Origin of the sequence: Streptomyces sp. A1277 (assembly GCF_004795015.1) — a bacterium.
Taxonomy (GTDB): Bacteria; Actinomycetota; Actinomycetes; order Streptomycetales; family Streptomycetaceae; genus Streptomyces.
The window spans coordinates 1-16,897 of sequence record NZ_SSBI01000079.1; the positions used below are offsets into that span (position 1 = coordinate 1).

The 16,897-nt window shown below is 70.3% G+C and carries 18 protein-coding genes; 2 read left to right on the top strand and 16 right to left on the bottom strand.

Annotation, left to right across the window (positions count from 1 at the left end):
• The 12 genes from E6R18_RS32985 to E6R18_RS33040 form a co-directional block, all read right to left on the bottom strand.
• Positions 1-586 (bottom strand): OmpA family protein (locus E6R18_RS32985; RefSeq protein WP_240799933.1); only part of this gene is annotated, 586 nt, incomplete at its 3' end.
• 11 nt (positions 587-597) lie between these two features.
• Positions 598-1,194 carry a hypothetical protein gene (locus E6R18_RS32990; protein ID WP_240799934.1) on the bottom strand — a complete coding sequence of 199 codons (597 nt, stop codon included), beginning with the start codon at positions 1,192-1,194 and terminating at the stop codon, positions 598-600.
• A gap of 26 nt (positions 1,195-1,220) precedes the next feature.
• Complete coding sequence (locus tag E6R18_RS32995; protein WP_136320560.1) at positions 1,221-1,898, bottom strand: pilus assembly protein TadG-related protein; 678 nt, start codon at positions 1,896-1,898, stop codon at positions 1,221-1,223.
• The gene (locus E6R18_RS33000) at positions 1,895-2,128 is read right to left on the bottom strand and encodes a hypothetical protein (RefSeq protein ID WP_136320546.1); all 234 of its coding nucleotides are present in this window, start codon (positions 2,126-2,128) and stop codon (positions 1,895-1,897) included. The genes E6R18_RS32995 and E6R18_RS33000 overlap by 4 nt, the downstream gene beginning before the upstream one ends.
• A 211-nt stretch (positions 2,129-2,339) precedes the next feature.
• Positions 2,340-3,227, bottom strand: a complete 888-nt coding sequence (locus tag E6R18_RS33005) for a DUF5936 domain-containing protein (protein WP_136320547.1) — start codon at positions 3,225-3,227, stop codon at positions 2,340-2,342.
• 27 nt (positions 3,228-3,254) lie between these two features.
• Positions 3,255-4,193, bottom strand: coding sequence for a type II secretion system F family protein (locus E6R18_RS33010; RefSeq protein ID WP_136320548.1), 939 nt, complete (start codon positions 4,191-4,193; stop codon positions 3,255-3,257).
• Positions 4,194-4,256: 63 nt separating this feature from the next.
• Positions 4,257-5,597, bottom strand: coding sequence for a CpaF family protein (locus E6R18_RS33015; protein ID WP_136320549.1), 1,341 nt, complete (start codon positions 5,595-5,597; stop codon positions 4,257-4,259).
• Between the two features lie 45 nt (positions 5,598-5,642).
• Positions 5,643-6,014 (bottom strand): TadE/TadG family type IV pilus assembly protein, encoded by a 372-nt coding sequence (locus E6R18_RS33020; RefSeq protein ID WP_136320550.1) that lies wholly within the window; start codon positions 6,012-6,014, stop codon positions 5,643-5,645.
• Positions 6,008-6,454 (bottom strand): TadE/TadG family type IV pilus assembly protein, encoded by a 447-nt coding sequence (locus E6R18_RS33025; RefSeq protein WP_136320551.1) that lies wholly within the window; start codon positions 6,452-6,454, stop codon positions 6,008-6,010. Before E6R18_RS33025 ends, E6R18_RS33020 begins: the two co-directional genes overlap by 7 nt.
• Before the next feature lie 40 nt (positions 6,455-6,494).
• Positions 6,495-7,742 (bottom strand): AAA family ATPase, encoded by a 1,248-nt coding sequence (locus E6R18_RS33030; RefSeq protein WP_136320552.1) that lies wholly within the window; start codon positions 7,740-7,742, stop codon positions 6,495-6,497.
• Positions 7,743-7,749: 7 nt separating this feature from the next.
• On the bottom strand, positions 7,750-8,463 hold the full coding sequence (gene cpaB / locus E6R18_RS33035) for a Flp pilus assembly protein CpaB (protein WP_136320553.1): 714 nt from the start codon (positions 8,461-8,463) through the stop codon (positions 7,750-7,752).
• A gap of 81 nt (positions 8,464-8,544) precedes the next feature.
• Complete coding sequence (locus E6R18_RS33040) at positions 8,545-9,381, bottom strand: hypothetical protein (protein ID WP_136320554.1); 837 nt, start codon at positions 9,379-9,381, stop codon at positions 8,545-8,547.
• A gap of 426 nt (positions 9,382-9,807) precedes the next feature.
• Here E6R18_RS33040 and E6R18_RS33045 point away from each other — a divergent pair, with 426 nt between their 5' ends.
• Entirely contained in the window at positions 9,808-11,541 is a 1,734-nt protein-coding gene (locus tag E6R18_RS33045) for a glycoside hydrolase family 18 protein (protein ID WP_346765019.1), read from the top strand.
• Positions 11,542-11,755: 214 nt separating this feature from the next.
• The gene (locus E6R18_RS33050) at positions 11,756-13,807 is read left to right on the top strand and encodes a serine/threonine-protein kinase (RefSeq protein WP_136320555.1); all 2,052 of its coding nucleotides are present in this window, start codon (positions 11,756-11,758) and stop codon (positions 13,805-13,807) included.
• 33 nt (positions 13,808-13,840) lie between these two features.
• Here E6R18_RS33050 and E6R18_RS33055 read toward each other — a convergent pair whose 3' ends face one another.
• The 4 genes from E6R18_RS33055 to E6R18_RS33070 all read right to left on the bottom strand — a co-directional run.
• Positions 13,841-15,316, bottom strand: a complete 1,476-nt coding sequence (locus E6R18_RS33055; RefSeq protein WP_136320556.1) for a gluconate:H+ symporter — start codon at positions 15,314-15,316, stop codon at positions 13,841-13,843.
• A gap of 123 nt (positions 15,317-15,439) precedes the next feature.
• Positions 15,440-15,859: a RidA family protein gene (locus E6R18_RS33060; protein WP_136320557.1), complete on the bottom strand. Its 420-nt coding sequence runs from the start codon at positions 15,857-15,859 to the stop codon at positions 15,440-15,442.
• Between the two features lie 6 nt (positions 15,860-15,865).
• A complete protein-coding gene (locus E6R18_RS33065) occupies positions 15,866-16,624 on the bottom strand; it encodes an IclR family transcriptional regulator (RefSeq protein WP_136320558.1) in 759 nt (252 codons plus the stop codon).
• On the bottom strand, positions 16,621-16,897 hold a 277-nt coding region (locus tag E6R18_RS33070), incomplete at its 5' end, for a PfkB family carbohydrate kinase (protein ID WP_240799936.1). The genes E6R18_RS33070 and E6R18_RS33065, both read right to left, overlap by 4 nt.

Consider the following 16,897-nt stretch of genomic DNA (forward strand, 5'->3'; position numbering starts at 1 on the left):
CCCCGCGCTGGAAGGAGACCTCCACGCGCCGGTTCTTCCTGCGGCCCTGCTCGTCGTCATTGCTGGCGATCGGGTAGTCCTCGCCGTAGCCCCGGATCTCGAACGTGATCCCGCTGCCGCTCAGCGCTTCGTCCAGCACGTTGTGCACGGCTTCGGCGCGCTTCTTGGAGAGCATGTCACCGTGCTCGGACGAGCCCAGGTTGTCGGTGAACCCGAACACCCGCACCTTCGAGGCGTCCTGCTTCTTGATCTCCTCCGCGATGGCGTTGATCCGCCCCTCGGCCTCGGCGCTCAGCTTGGCGCTGTCCTTGCCGAAGAGCACTTCGGCCTGGAGGGCGAACTTGATGTCCGCGTTGGTGTCCTCCCGCCGCTCCTCGCCGCCCAGGTCCTCGATGACCGATTTGATGTCGAGGACTTTGGGCTGGGCGAGAGTGGCGCCTTCGGGGAGCTTGAGGTCGGTGTCGTTCGGGTCGATCTCGACGGGGGGTTCGGCGGAGGCGGAGGGGTAGGGGCTGTCGTCGGCGAAGGCAGGCGGGGCCCCGAGGACTCCCAGCGCGACCACCCCGGCGAGGACGGTTGTCGCCATGCTGCGGGGGGTCATCCGGAGATCTCGATCGTGGCGTTGGGGAAGCCGGGGAACTGGAGGTCGACCTTGGTCGTGGTGCTCGGGGGGGACGGAAACTGAGCGAAGAAGGTCAGGCTCTTGCCCGCCCCGATGGTCAGCTCGTAGTTGCTGGTGGTGAGCGGTCGATTGTCCGTGTCCCGGAGCACGTAGTAGCGCTTCTTCCCGACCGAGTCCACCAACGTCATACCGGCGAATGAAGATCCTGCACGGGCCACGGCTTCCTCTTGCCCATTCCACTGGAGAGGTGTGACGAAGCTCTGCCCGCTGGTGTTCTTGATCTCCCCACTGATCGTCAGAAAGCCGCCGCTGTCCCGCCTGGCTGAGTGGACGACCATCTCTACGCCTCCGTCGCCCTTGAGGGTGGCGAGCGTCTTGCTGCGGTCGGGCAGCGTCTCGTCGTCTTCGGGGGTCTGCTTGCCTTGCCCCTTGCCCGCGTCGGACGAAGCCGCAGGCGCCTTGTTCGGCCCTTTGTCGTCGCCGCCGCACGCTGCCACGGAAAACAGCAGTGCCGAAGCCAGGAGAACGACAGCCCCAGCCCGGCGCACTTTCCTCACGTGCCGGAGATTCATTCGACATCCTTTGGTTTCATTCGCGATCAATTCTCGACCAAGTGCACGGAAAAAAGGTCGGCCATGTCAGGCATGAGCGTCACGTCCTCGGGGTTCACGGTCCACTCCTTGCCGCCGTCACAGCGCACCTTGCCGACCGGCGCGACCGTCGCCTCGGAGTCCGGATCTTCGTCCGTGTCCGGAGAGCTTCCCGGGTCCGGGGTGCTCTCGGGGTCAGGAGTGCTCTCCGGCTCCGGGGCAAACGAGCAGCGGGGTTCGACCACAGCCACAGCCTCGGCTTCCGCCTTCTTGCCTCCGGTGCCAGGCACGATGCCCGTGCTCATCCCCTTGTCCGACTTCAGACTGACCTCGTAGCCCCATCGCCCGTCGGTGAGAGGACGGCACCGGACAACACTCGCCTTGTTCAGGGCGGCAAACGCGGATGCCTTCCAGCACGCGTTGTCCGGTCCCCCGAGGAACGACGGACTGAACACTGACGCGAAGTAGTCAGGGTCCGCAAGGTGCGACAACAGGTCCGGTTCGAGCAGACTGCGTGATTCCTTTGCCGCGGCCAACGCGGCGGCGTCGGCCGCGCTCTGAGCGCCATTGCGCCGGACACCTGCTTCACCGAACGCGAAGAGGACCAACGCAACGAAGAGCAGACCCACCACCGCTGCAACATAGAGCGGCGTGGCCTGCCCGGAGTCCGTAACACTCCAGCTCAGTCTCCCAGAACCGAAGCGATCTTTTCCCTGAACTTGTTGCCGATGGTCACACCGAGATTGGTATTGAGCAACGCGATCACGATCGCCACCACCAGAATCGTGATGCCGACGTACTCGATCGCCCCCTGGCCGCTGTCCTTCCGGCGCTTCATATAAGCCACAGTCGTGTTCGCCCAGTGGGTCACATAAGTCTGCGTGTTCGCCGCCGCTTTGAGCGCGATGTTCTTCATGAGGATGTCCCCCTCCGAGTGCGACCGACCGGGAATCGGTCGACGTTGATCCGTGAGTCCGCCTGGCATCGGCAACGTGCGTCGGTGCGACGCCCCTCATCAAGCCGTACCGTTTCGTCTTCGCCGTCTTGCGGTCCATCACCTCCCCCTCCCGCACACTCAGCTTCGAATGTCCCACAAATGGCCCCCCGGGGGAGGCCACTTCGCGGGCTCAGCTGCCGAAGATGCCGTTGATGTCGACGTCGGCCGCGTAGTAGAAGCCCACGGCGATCAGGATCATGGTCCCCGGGAGCATGAAGCCGGTGACGATGAGCGTCGCCTTGGGGACGGCCTTGGATGCCTTGCGGCGGGCGTTCTGGGCGTCGGTGCGGCGCATGTCGTTGGCGATCTGGATGAGCGTGTCGACGATGGGGGCGCCGAGTTCCTCGCCCTGCTGGAGGGCGGAGACGAACATGGAGACCTGTTCGGACTCGTTGCGCCTGCGGAGCTGGTCGAAGGCGTCGCGCCTGCTGACGCCCATGTCCATCTGGCGCAGGGTGATCCGCAGCTCGTCGGACCACGGCCCCGCGTACTTGTCCGCCACCCGCTCCAGGGCCTGGCGGAAGCCGAGACCCGCGGAGACGACGACGGCGAGGACGTCGAGGAAGTCGGGGAGGGTCCGGTCGATGTCGTCCTTGCGCCGGCTGATGGCGGCCCGGATGATCACGTCCGTCCAGAGGAAGCCGTAGACGAGCAGGACGATGGCCAGGAAGACCTGCCCGTTCATCAGCATCGCCAGGGCCGCCAGGACGCCGAGGCCGCCGTAGACCGCGCGCCGGGCCGCGTAGCGGTCGACGGTGAGGCCGCGCGGGTTGCCCGCCATGTCCAGCTTGCGCCGGATCCTGTCGACGCGCTTGGGGCCCATCATCGACAGGACCCGGGGGGCGTACGGCATGCCCAGCCGGTCGATCGCCGAGCCGGCCGCGCTGGTGCGGGTGGCGCCGACCTCCAGGGCGATGGCCAGGTCTCCGGGGAGCTTGGCCTCGGCGCGGTACATGCGGATGCCCTGGAAGACGCCGAGGACGGCGAGCCCGGTGACGGCCGCGAGCAGAAGTTCCATCTCTGTACTCCTCGTCTCTTCCGGCCGTCACATACGGACGCGGGTCAGGCGGTTGATCAGGAAGAAGCCGAGAGCGTACAGGCCCGCGGCGATGACGATGGCGATCCGGCCCGGGGTGGCGGCGGCCATGTCGTCGAGGGCGCCCGCGCGCATTCCGTTCACGATGAGCAGGAAGGCCATGCCGAGGACGGGAACGGCCACGGCGGTCACCTTCACCTGTGACAGCAGGGTGGTGACCTCGCGCCGGGTCTCCTTGCGCTCCTCCAGCGTGCCGGTCAGGTTGCGCAGCGAGGAGACGATCGAGCCGCCCGTCCGGTTGGAGAGGATGAGCGTGGAGACCAGGACGGTCAGTTCGCGCGAGGGCAGCCGTTCCACGAGTTCGTTGAGGGCGTCGTCCAGGGAGTGGCCGATGGCCAGGCGGTCGGCCACCCGGCGCAGCTCGGCGTGGGCGGGGTCGTCCAGTTCCTCGACGGCCATGCCGATGGCCGTGCGCAGGGCCAGGCCGGCCTGGGTGGCGTTGGCGAGGACGCGGGTCAGTTCGGGGAGCTGGTTGATGAACGCCTCGGTGCGTTTGGCACGCTGCCAGTTGAGGAAGGCGTTGCCGCCCCACAGGCCGATGAGTACGGCGAGGAGCCCGAAGAACGACGCGAATACGGCGGCCATCACGAAGTAGATCCCGAGCAGGGCGCCCACGACGTAGACGAAGTACTCGCCAGGGGTGAGGTCGAGGCCGGTCACCGCGATCTTGCGCTCGATGCGCTTGCCCAGGCCCGTTCTGCGCAGCCGCCGGTCGATGCCCCGGAAGCGCCGGACGCGGCCCTCGACGGTGAGCTGCCCGGTCTGGGACATGCGGTCGATCAGCGCCCGGCGTTGTTCCCTGCCCGAGGAGTAGCTGTGCAGGCCGAGGACGGCGAGCAGGCAGGCGAGCAGGGTCACGCCGACCGTCAGGAGCGGGAGGTTGTCCATGTCGGGGGCCTTCTGGGTGAGCGGCGGGCGGGGGCGGGGCTTGGGCCGGGGCGCGGGCGGGGTTCAGGCGGTGGAGGTGCGTACGAGGAGTTGTCCGTCGGCGTGGGCGACGCCGAAGGCCGGCGGGACGGCCTCGTTCGTCATGTAGAAGCGTTCGGCGACCCGGCGCGGCACCGGGAAGTACTCGAAGCGCCCGTACACGCGCCCGTCCGCCGCCATCGGGAGGGCGTTGAAGCGGCAGACGGAGACGATGCGGTAGTCCTCCCGGCCGTGCGAGTCGACCACGGCGATCTCGGCGATGCGGCGGGAGCCGTCGCCGTGCCGGGTCAGCTGGACGATCACGTCGACGGCGCTGTTGATCTGGTCGTGGATCGCGGCGAACGGGATCTCGACCTCGGACATGGAGCTGAGGGTCTGCAGCCGCATCAGCGCGTCCTCGGCGCTGTTGGCGTGGACGGTGGCGAGCGAGCCGTCGTGGCCGGTGGACATGGCCTGGAGCATGTCGAGCGTCTCGCCGCCCCGGACCTCGCCGACGATGATGCGGTCGGGCCGCATGCGCAGGGAGTTGCGGACGAGGTCGCGGATGGTGATGCGGCCCTTGCCCTCCACGTTGGAGGGGCGGCTCTCCAGCGTGATCACGTGGGACTGCTGGAGCTGGAGTTCGGCGGAGTCCTCGATGGTCACGATGCGCTCGCCGTCCGGGATCAGCCCGGACAGGGCGTTGAGCAGGGTGGTCTTGCCGGTGCCGGTGGCCCCGGAGACGATCACGTTGAACTTGGCGCGGACGAAGCCGGCGAGCAGGATCAGCATGGGCTCGTCCAGCGAGCCGAGGGAGATCATCTCCTGGAGCGTGAAGGCCCTCGGGAAGCGGCGGATGGTGAGGATGGGCCCGGACAGGGAGAGCGGCGGGATGATCACGTTGACGCGCTCGCCGGAGGGGAGCCGGGCGTCGACCATCGGGTTCGCCTCGTCCACGCGGCGGTTGACCGTGGAGACGATGCGTTCGATGGTCTGCATCAGCTGCTCGGTGGACGAGAAGCGCATCGGGAGCAGTTCGAGGCGTCCGCCGCGCTCCACGTAGACCTGTTCGGGGCCGTTGACCATGATCTCGCTGATGGAGGCGTCCTCCAGGAGGGGTTCGAGGATGCCGAGGCCGAGCGCCTCGTCGACGACGCGGCGGATGAGCTGCGAGCGTTCCACGGAGGACAGGACGGGGCCCTCGCGGCTGATGATGTGGCCGAGGACGCGTTCGAGCCGCGCCCGGCGCTCGGCGGCCGCGAGGGCGGACATCTCCGCGAGGTCGATCTCCTCCAGGAGTTTGGCGCGGTAGACCCCGACCAGCCGGCTCTCCTCGCTCATCCCGTTCGCCGGTTCGGGACTGGTGATACGCGCTCGCAGGCTCATGTGCTCAACTCCCTCGATTCCTGTCGCCGCTGGGTCGGTTCCGGGTCAGTCGCTCGGCATGGTGGCGCTCTTCTCGACGGAGCCGAAGGAGAACATCGGCAGGAGAGCGGGGATGGGCACCCGCACCGTCACGGTCACCGATTCGCCGCCGTCCTGCGCATCGACCGAGGCCCCGTCCGCCAGCCAGCCGCTCATGGACTCCAGGGCCACCGCCCGCGCCCGGTACGTCTGGTGGTCGGTCGAGGCCACCCGGGCCGCCGACCGGGCCGCCGTACCCGCCTGCTGGGCCGCGTACACGGCGATGCCCAGCTGGACCACGGCCAGCGCGACGACGAGGAGGAGGGTGAGGACCCCCACGTACTCGATGGCGGCCTGGCCCCGCTGGCCGCGGGGTGCCGCGCGCCCGCGCCTCACCATGCGTCACGCCCCTCGTTCCTGGCCTTGGCCTCGCCCGTCGCGTGCCACGGCAGGCCGAACGCCCCGGGGAACAGGAGCGGCACGTCGAGCCGCACCGTCGCGGTGACCATCTCGCCGGACCCGGGCTCGGGGCAGACCACCCGGGCCTTCCAGGCGCCGGACACGTCCTCGCGCACGGCCCGCTCGCAGGCCGCCTGCCGGCCGCCCTCCGCGACCGCGGCCGCCCTGACCGCCTTGTCGGCGGCGTTCCCGGCGAGGATGTACGTGTAGCAGACCATCGCGGCCTGCCAGAGCAGCGCCAGGGTGATCAGGATCAGCGGCAGGGTGCCGACGAACTCGATCGCGGTCTGGCCCCGGTCGGACCGGCCGTGGCGAAGGCCCCCGGGGTGGGGGCTGCCCGGCCCCGGGTGTCGCCGCCGGCCCGCTCGTAAGAGGTTCATGACGCAACGGTCCTCCTCGATCGCCTCGGTCGTCGCGCGTTCACTTCACACGTCCCCGCCGGCCGCCCGACGCGGCGCGGTCGCCCTTCAATCTGCCCCCTCGGGGGGCGCCTTCCGCGTTCTTGACCAGACCGAGATCTCCGGCGAGCGCCCACAGGGCCTGCTTCACGGTGGATTTGGCCTCCAGGTCCTGGAGGCGGCCCGCGTCCACCACCGCCTGGAGCTCCTTGAAGTGGGCGGGGACCGTGATCCGGGCGACCCTGGTGGCCGTGATCTTCTCGATCAGGGCGGGCTGGATCTCGGTGCTGCGGGTGTGGCGGTTGACGAGTGTGACGGTCTCCTCGGCCTTGCGGACCTGGAGCCGGTCCCAGAGGCGGACCATGCGTTTGGCGGCGCGGACGGTGATCACGTCCGGTGTGGTGACCAGCAGGGTGTGGTCCGCCATCTCGATGGCCGCCGCGTTGGCCGAGTTCATGTGCGTGCCGCAGTCGATGACGACGACCTCGTAGCGGTGGCGCAGTGCGCTGACGGTCTGGCGTACGACGCGGTCGCTGACGTCCTCGCCTCGCTCCCCCTCGCCGGGGGCGAGCAGCAGGGCGAGGCCGGTGTCGTGGTTGTACAGGGCGTCCTGGAGGACGCGCGGGGAGATGTCCTGGATGGTGGAGAGGTCGACGATGGAGCGGCGGAACTGCACGTCGAGGTAGGAGGCGACGTCCCCCGACTGGAGGTCCAGGTCGGCGAGGGCGACCGTGTGCCCGGAGGCGGCGGCGGCGAGGGCCAGTTGCACTGCGGTGACGGTGGTGCCGACGCCGCCCTTGGCGCCGCTGACCGTGACGACCGTGCCGCCGGGGCCGGTGAAGACCTCGGCGCCCGCCCCGAGGTGGCGGCGGACCCCGGTGGACCAGCCGGCGGCACCCTGGACGCGCTGGGCCAGCTCCTCGTACGAGAGAGGGAGGCCGATCAGGCCGCGGGCGCCGGCGTCCATGGCGGCCGAGTAGAGCCCGGGGCTCGCGTCGGTGGTGACGAGGACGACCCCGACCGCCGGGAAGCGCAGGGCCACCTCCCGGATCAGCTCCAGGGCCGGGACCGGGCCGATCCGTTCGTGGACGAGGACCACCTCCGGCAGCTCGTCCAGGGACTCGGCGGCGAGCTGGGCCAGGGTGTCGAGCAGTGAGGTCGAGTCGCCGAGCGGCGCGGCCGGCTCCGCGTCGGGGAGCTGGCCGAGCAGCGTGGTGACGGCTCGGGCGGCTTCGGCGTCGCCGACGGCCGGGAGGATGCGTGTGCTCATCCGGTCCTCACTTGTTCTTGTCTTCGTCGAGGTTGTAGCTGCCCTCGCCCGGGCGCAGGGTGGTGGGGCTGTCGTCGGGCAGCAGGGCGAGGCGGACGTGCTCGGCGAAGGACTCCGCGTAGGCGACGCGCTGGGCGTCGGTGGTGTCCAGGGCGAAGGTGATCGGGACGGCCTCGGTGGGGCCCTCGGCGCGGTTCTCCTGCTTGGGTTCCAGGGAGGTCAGCCGGCCGACGTCGATGACCTTGGCGTTGGCGACGATGACGCGTGAGGTCGGCCGGTCCTTGTCGGTGCGGCCGGCGAAGGTGGCGTAGATGTTGACCAGGTTGCCCGGCCGGATCTTGCCGGCGACCCCGGTCGCCGCGTCGATCATGATGGCGATCTCCTGCTGCCCGTCCTTGAGCTTCGGGCGGTCGACCAGCATGTCGTCCTGGAGCAGCGAGCCCTGGTGGAGTTCGGTGACCGCGATCTTGCCGCGGAGGGCGGAGAGGTCGGTGACGGCGTTCTTGGAGAGCCAACGCCTGGGTATCGAGATCTTCTCGAACTGGCGTGCCTCCAGAGGCCGGTAGGGCTCGATCGTGGTCCTGACCCGGTACGCGGTCACCTCGGGGCCGACCTTCGAGTTCACGTCACTGATCACCGAGAGCACACCGGCGAAGGCCGCGAAGGCGCACAGGACCGAGAGGAGGAGCAGGATGACGCCGCGGCGTTGCCGTGAGTTCATGGGCGGAGCAACCTCGCTGGGGGATGTGGGCCGGCGGTCGGGGAGCTGGGTGGCGGTACGGGGAGGGGCTGCCGCCGGTCCTCAGGGCCTGAGGGCAACGGCACCGTTCGACCGGTTCTCGGGGGGGTTCAGCGGGGCGTTGCACAGGCCGCAGCGGTCGCCGATGAGTTCGTTTCCGCACCAGGTACAGACCTCTCTGCGCACTGAGGAAACCAATTGGTAAATCAGCGAGATATCGGGCAGGAAGGCGGCGAATTCGATCAGTTTCGACGTGCCCCACCAGCCGGCCGATTCCTCGGGGAGTGCGGCCTCGTGCACCGCCTGCACCTGCCAGCCGGCGGCGAGGGTGCCGGTCACCCACTCCGACTGCGACTGCCCCCGCGCGACGAGGAGGTGCGTGGCGAACCGGGGCCCGGCGAGTTCGCCCGTACCGACCCTGATGAGCTGCGGTTCCGGGTTGGCCAGCACGCCGAACTGCGAGCCGGGGACCCAGGACTTGGCGTGCGTCTTGAGGGTGACCGGGACCCGGTCCAGTTTGGTCACCGAGTTGAGCAGCGCCCCGGCGTGGATGTAGTGGGAGAGGAGCCGGGCGGCCGACGCGATCACGCCCGCGCTGAAATCGCAGATGGACAGCTGCCGTAACTGGCGCACGAGCACGGCGACCCCGAGCGGGGGCAGCGGTGATTTGAGCAGCGCGATCCGGTCGCTCTCCAGGACGGAGCGAATCGTGTGCAGGCGCCGCTCGTGGGCGGCCGGAATGCCGGCGGGGTAGACGGCGATGACGTATCCGTGCTGCTCCAGGAGGAGTTGCATGTCGCCGATCGCCTGGTCGAGGGGCTGCTCGCCGGGGGCGCGCAGGACGACGGCGGGGGGCGTCTGCTGGTCCTGCGGGGGCAGCACGAGGCCGGGACTGGTCACTGCTATTGCTGTCGGCACGCCGTTCCCCGTTCACCTCGGGCCGCCGCGTACCGCCGGCCGTAATCGTTCCCGCCGGGTGCTTCCGCTCGGATGCTCCCGCCTGAGCACTTTATCCACGTACGGCAGGGCAGAGAACACCTTCAAGAAGTCGGTGGGGCACGGCTGATGAAGTCTTCTCTGGGTGTTGGTGCGGCAAACCGTCCCAGGTGACCGGTTGTTGATTTTCGTACGGTTCGGCGGCCTCCGCCGGGCCTTCCGTGTGCCCTTCGGGCCGCTCCGTCGCAACCGGTCGCTGCCAGAGGTCTTGACAACTTGATTGGTCTGGACCAGTTTATCGCCCAGCGGTGGCCACCGTTCCTCGATTCCACACCCCCGACACCCCCGTGTCGCTCCCCCGCCATCCCCGAACTCCCCCGGAGGCAGCAAGTGGATCGTTCCCCCGCACCGAGCCGCAGGAGACGCCGCACCCGTCCGGTCCTCGGCTCCGCCATGGCGGTCGTCGCCGCCGGCGCGCTCACCCTGACCGGGCTCGTCACCAGCGCCGAGGCCGCCGACGTCAACGTCGCCAAGAACGCCGGCTTCGAGTCGGGCCTCGCCAACTGGACGTGTACCGGCAACTCCGGCACCACCGTCTCCTCCCCCGTGCACGGCGGCACCTCGGCCCTCCAGGCGACCCCGGCCGGCCAGGACAACGCCAAGTGCTCGCAGACCGTGGCCGTCAAGCCCAACTCGACGTACGCGCTCAGCTCCTGGGTCCAGGGTGGTTACGCCTACCTGGGCGCCAGCGGCACCGGCACCACCGACGTGTCGACGTGGACCCCGGGCTCCAGCAGCTGGACCAAGCTCAGCACCAGCTTCACGACCGGCCCGAACACCACGTCCGTCACCGTGTACACGCACGGCTGGTACGGGCAGGCCGCCTACCTCGTCGACGACGTCTCGGTCAGCGGCCCGGACGGCGGCGGCGGCACCGACCAGCCCGGCCCGTCGATCCCCGGCGCCCCCGCCGGGCTCGCGGTCGGCTCGACCACGCCCTCCTCCATCGCCCTGTCCTGGAACGCGGTGTCCGGCGCGACCGGCTACACCGTCTACAAGGACGGCGTGAAGGCGACCACCTCCACCGGCACCTCGGCGACCGTCACCGGGCTCTCCGCCGACACGGCGTACCAGTTCGCGGTGACCGCCACCAACGCGGCCGGTGAGTCCGTCAAGTCCGCCGCCGTGAGCGGCCGTACGGCCAAGTCCGGGACGGGCAACCCGAACCCCGGCACCTCCGTGCCCAAGCACGCGGTCACCGGCTACTGGCAGAACTTCAACAACGGCGCGACCGTCCAGAAGCTCAGCGACGTGCCCGCGAACTACGACATCATCGCGGTCTCCTTCGCCGACGCCACGTCCACGCCCGGTGCCGTCACCTTCAACCTGGACTCGGCGGGCCTGAACGGCTACACCGTCGACCAGTTCAAGGCCGACATCAAGGCGAAGCAGGCGGCCGGCAAGAACGTCATCATCTCGGTCGGCGGCGAGAAGGGCTCGGTCTCGGTCAACAGCGACGCGTCCGCGACCAACTTCGCCAACTCGCTCTACTCGCTCATCCAGGAGTACGGCTTCAACGGCGTCGACATCGACCTGGAGAACGGCCTCAACTCCACGTACATGACGAAGGCGCTGCGTTCGCTGTCGCAGAAGGCGGGCTCCGGCCTCGTCATCACGATGGCCCCGCAGACCATCGACATGCAGTCCACCGCGGGCGAGTACTTCAAGACGGCGCTCAACATCAAGGACATCCTGACCGTCGTCAACATGCAGTACTACAACAGCGGTTCGATGCTGGGCTGCGACGGCAAGGTCTACTCGCAGGGCTCGGTGGACTTCCTCACCGCGCTCGCCTGCATCCAGCTGGAGGGCGGCCTCGACCCCTCGCAGGTCGGCCTCGGCGTCCCCGCCTCCACCAGCGGCGCGGGCAGCGGCTACGTCTCCCCGTCGGTCGTGAACGCGGCCCTGGACTGCCTGGCCAAGGGCACCGGCTGCGGCACCTTCAAGCCGTCGAAGACGTACCCCGGTGTGCGCGGCGCGATGACCTGGTCGACCAACTGGGACGCCAAGTCGGGCAACGCCTGGTCGAACGCGGTCGCCCCGCACGTCCACGGCCTGCCGTAAACCACCATCTGCCGTCCTCTCCGCCGGCAGCACCGACCAGCAGCGCCGCCGCTCCCCCGGCGGCGCTGCTGCGTGCGGGGCCCTGTACGGGCGTGCACGGCTTCGATACCGGTGACGCAACAGTCCTGTACGGGAGTTGCCCGACCGCATGGATGTCCGCGCCCGCCCATGTCACCGTTGACAGGCGCGGTGCTGGGGCGACAGGGGGAATGACATGGCCGGGGCGCGGATCGATGCGCTGGGCGGGGACGACCCGGCGGCCCTCGGGCCGTACCGTCTGCTCGGGCGGCTGGCCTCCGGGGGCATGGGCCGGATCTATCTTTCCCGCAGCGGCGGCCGCGGTCTCGTCGCCGTGAAGACGCTGCCGGCCGAGGGCCGGGCCGGCGAGACCGACCGGCGGCGCTTCGCCCGCGAGGTGGCGCTCGCGCAACGCGTGGACAGCGCGTTCACGGCTCGCGTACGGGACGCCGACCCGGACGCCCGGTGGCCCTGGATGGCCACCGACTACATCGCGGCGCCCCCGCTCTCCGAACTGGTGCGCTCCTGCGGGGTGCTGCCCGCGTCGGCCGTACGGTGGATCGCGGCCGGCACCGCCCAGGCCCTGGTCGCGCTGCACGAGGCGGGGATCGTCCACCGCGACGTGAAACCGCAGAACGTGCTGCTGCCGCTGGACGGGCCGCGCGTCATCGACTTCGGCATCTCGCACGCCGGCGACCTCACCCTCACCGGCCTCACGCTCGGCACGATCGCCTTCACCTCGCCCGAGCAGGCCCGCGGCGAGGAGTCGACGGCCGCCTCCGACGTGTACTCGCTGGGGGCGACGCTGTTCCTGCTCGCCACCGGCCGGCCGCCCTACCGCTCCGACGGCGACACCCTGCGCCTGCTGGCCCGCGTGCAGCGCGGCCAACTCGATCTCGCCGGCCTGCCGAAGGATCTCGTCTCGACGATCCGGCCGTGCCTGGCCGTCCAGCCGCGCCACCGGCCGACCCCCGCCGACCTGCTGGCCCGCTTCCGTGCGCAGCAGGCCGGGCTGCCGACGACGTCGAGCGGCACCCGCTGGCTGCCGCCGCGCTGGACGGCACTGATCGGCGCGTACGCCACCCAGGGCATCGAGTTGGCCGACGACCGCTCCGCGGACCCGGCCGGCGCCGCCCCGACCCTCGTCCAGCGCACCCGACCGGTCCCGCAGCCGCCCCCGACGCTGGTCTACTCCCCGGAGCGGCAGGCGAGGGCCGACCGCGACCGCACCCGGCGCGAGATGGCGGCCCTCGCCGAGCTGGCCGCGCGCCAACGCGCCGAGCAGGCCGAACGCGAACAGGCGGAGCGCGAGCAGGCCGAACTCCTCGCCCGCCAGCAGGCGGAGCGGGCCGAACGCGAGCGGGCCGAGCAGGAGCGGGCGGCCAGGCAGCGGGCCGAGCAGGAGCGGGCGGCCAGGCAGCGGGCCGAGCGGGAACGGGCCGCCGCGATCGCGCTGCTGGCGTGGCAGCCCTGGGCGAAGGCGGGCGGTGACGACGGCGGTTCGGCCTCGGACACCACCGCGTCCGGCTCGGTCACCTCCGGCAGCGACCTCGACACCCACGGGGACGACCGGGCCGGCGCCGACGCGGACACGGATGCGGATACGGATACGGGCTCCGACACCGGCTCGGACACGGGCTCCGGCGACAGCGAAACCGACAGCGGCAGAAACAGCGACAGCGACAGCGACAGCGGCAGCGACACCGCGGAGGAGCCGACGCCGACCCCCACGCCCACCCCGACGCCCACCATGGACGCCACCGACCGGGCCTTCGCGGCCGTGCACGCCGGGGACTGCCTCAACGTGTACAACGACGGGTACGACCACATGAGCGCGAACCGCCCGGTCCGGGTGAGCTGCACCGCCTCGAACGCGTACATGCACGTCAACCGGGTCAGCACCCGCTCGGGCGCGTCCAGCTCCTGCGACACCGGGGCGGGCTTCACCTGGTGGAGCAGGACGGGCGACGACGGGGTCGTACGGACCCTGTGCCTGGACCGGGTGTACCGGGCGGGCCAGTGCTTCCCGGCCAAGGTCAAGGGGGCCACCAACGCCGACCTGACGGTGGTGTGGAGCTGCAACGCGTCCACGGTGCCCAAGGCGGGCCAGTCGATCCTGCGGATCACCGGCTTCTACCGGGCCCCGAAGGCGGGCCAGAACTGGACCTGCCCGGCGGGGCCCGGCGAACGCTTCTGGTACTGGCAGGTGAACCAGGGCCGCAGCATCATCTGCGCCTCGGCCGCCTGACCCGTACGCGTACCCGTACCCGTACCCGTACGGCTAGATCACCAGGCTGAGCAGCGCCGCGACCGCGAATCCGGCGACCGACAGGACGGTCTCCAGGACGGTCCAGGACTTCAGGGTGTCGCGCTCGGAGATGCCGAAGTACTTCGACACCATCCAGAAGCCGCCGTCGTTGACGTGCGAGGCGATGATCGAGCCCGCCGAGATCGCCATGATGATCAGCGCGAGGTGCGGCTGCGAGAAGTCCTGGTTCTCCACGAGCGGGACCACGATGCCGGCGGTCGTCACGATGGCGACGGTCGCCGAGCCCTGGGCGATGCGCAGCACGGCCGAGATCAGCCAGGCGAGCAGGATGACGGGCAGGCCGACGTCGTTGAAGGTGTCGGCGAGCGCGTCCGCGATGCCGCTGCCCTTGAGGACGGCGCCGAAGATGCCGCCCGCGCCGACGACCAGCAGGATGTTGCCGACCGGCTTCAGGGACGAGGTGGAGACCGACTCCAGGGACTTGCGGGACCAGCCGCGCCGGATGCCCAGCAGGTAGTACGCGAGCAGCAGGGCGATCGTCAGGGCGACGAACGGGTTGCCGAAGAACTCGACGACCGAGCGCGGTGTCGAGGGGTCGAGCGCGATGGAGGAGAACGTCGCGGCGAGGATCAGCACCAGCGGGGTGCCGATGATGGCCAGCACGGTGGAGAGCGCGACCGGTGCCTCGTGCGGGGTGGCCCCGGCGGCCCGCTGCTCGGCGACGACCGCGGCCTTCGCCTCCTCGGCGGCCTCGACCATGTCCTGCGGGACGTCCACGAAGATCCGCTTCCCGATCCAGGCGGCGTAGCCCCAGGCGGCCAGGACGGACGGGATGCCGACGAGGGCGCCCATCAGGATGACCCAGCCCAGCGAGACGTGGAAGAGACCGGCGGCGGCGACCGGACCCGGGTGCGGCGGCAGGAACGCGTGGGTCATCGACAGGCCGGCGAGGAGCGGCATCGAGTACAGCAGAATCGATTTTCCGGACCGCTTGGCGGCGGCGTAGACGATCGGGGCCAGGACGAAGATGCCGACGTCGAAGAAGACCGGGATGCCGAAGATCAGACCGGTCAGGCCCATCGCGAGCGGGGCGCGCTTCTCGCCGAAGAGCCGCAGCAGCCGGGCGCTGAGCACCTCGGCGCCGCCGGAGACCTCCAGGATCGCGCCGAGCATCGTACCGAGGCCGATGATGATCGCGACATGGCCGAGGATGCCGCCCATGCCGGACTCGATGACGGAGACGGCGGCGGACTTCTGCACCGTGCCGAAGAGTTCGGTGACGGAGAGCCCCGCGCCCAGGCCGACGGCTATGGACACCGCGAGGAGCGCGACGAACGGCTGGAGCCTGACCTTGATGATCAGGAAGAGGAGGAGCGCGATCCCGAGCGCGGCGACGGTCAGCAGACCGGGCGTGCCGTCGACCAGGAGGAGAAGTCCACCGGTGTGGGGTGGCGTCTCGGCGGGGGTGGCGCCTGCGGCGAGCTGCATGGGTGACTCCGTTGTTCTTCCATGTACTTGGGCAGGGGGGACCGCGGCACGGCGCCTGTGTCTTGCGCGGCGCCGTGCCGGGCGGGGTGGTGCGGGGGTGGTTCAAGGGGTTACGGGGATGGCTCAGCCCAGGACGGCGAGGGCGTCGATCTCGATGAGCAGGCCCTTGGGCAGGCCGACGTAGACCGTGGTGCGCGCGGCGGGCGCCTCCTTGAGGTCCTGCTCCGCGAAGTACGCGTTGTAGATCTCGTTCATCTCGGCGAAGTGGTCCACGTCCGTGAGGTAGACGCGCATCATCATCACGTCGTCCCAGCTCGCGCCGCCCTCCTCCAGGATCGCCTTGACGTTGGCGAAGGTCTGGAGGGTCTGCTCGCGCAGGGTGGGCCCGGCGGGGGTGGGGGCCTGGCCCTCGACGGCGGGCAGGAAGCCGACCTGGCCGGCGACCTGGAGGATGTCGCCCTTGCGCACGCCGTGCGAGAACTTCGCCGGCGGGGTGGTGTGGGTGCTCGGGGTGAGGGCGGTCTTGGCGGTCTTGTCGGTCATCGCTGATCAGGCTTTCTTGGGTCGGTTGCTGCCGGAGTACTCCCGGCTGATGGTGTCGGCGGTGCGACGGACCAGGGGGAGCAGGGTGAGGAGTTCCTCGGCCGTGACGACCACGTTCGGCGCGGAGACCGACATCGCGGCGACGACGCGCCCGTCGGCGCCGCGGATGGGGGCGCCGACGCAGTTGATGGACTCCTCGTGGCCACCGAGGTCGGTGGCCCAGCCCTGTTCGCGTACGGTGGCGAGCTCCTTGAGGAACGCGGCGGCGCCGGGCGTCGAACGGGACGTGTACAGGGGGTAGTCGAGCTTGTCGGCGATGGCGCGCCGCTCCGCCTCGCTCAGGTCGGCGAGCAGCAGCTTGGCCACGGCGGCGACGGTGATCGCGACGGGCTTGCCGATCCGCGAGTACATGCGGACCGGGTAGCGGCTCTCGACCTTGTCGATGTAGAGGACCTCGTTCTCCTCGTACACGGCGAGGTGGACGGTGTGCCCGCAGTGCTCGTTGAGCTCGACCAGGTGCGGGTGGGCGATCTCGCGCACGTCGAGGTTCTCGACGGCCTCCTGGGCGAGCGCGAACAGGCGGGCGCCGAGGCGGTAGCGCTGGTCCTGCTGGCGGTAGACGAGGCCGTGTTCGTGGAGCGTACGGAGCAGGCGCAGCGCGGTGGACTTGTGGACGCCGAGCCGCTCGGCGACCTGTCCGAGGTCGGCGGGCCCCTGGGCGAGGAGCGGCAGGATGCTGAGCGCCCGGTCGACGGTCTGACTCATGTCGTACGTACCTCCGTGTTCTCCCCCGTCCAGCCGGGGCCGAGACGCAGTCTCCCCCAGGCGTCGTCGTCCAGTGCCGCGAGGTGGTCGGCCCGGTCGCGTGCGGGCGGGTCGGTGAGGTCGCCGGGGACGGTGAGCACGGCGGCGGCCATCAGGTGGCCGTGGCGGGCGCGGGTGCGGACGGGGAGTCCGCGCAGGGTGGCGGACAGGAAACCGGCGGCGAAGGCGTCGCCGGCGCCGACGGGGGCGACGACGTCGACGCGGAGGGCGGGG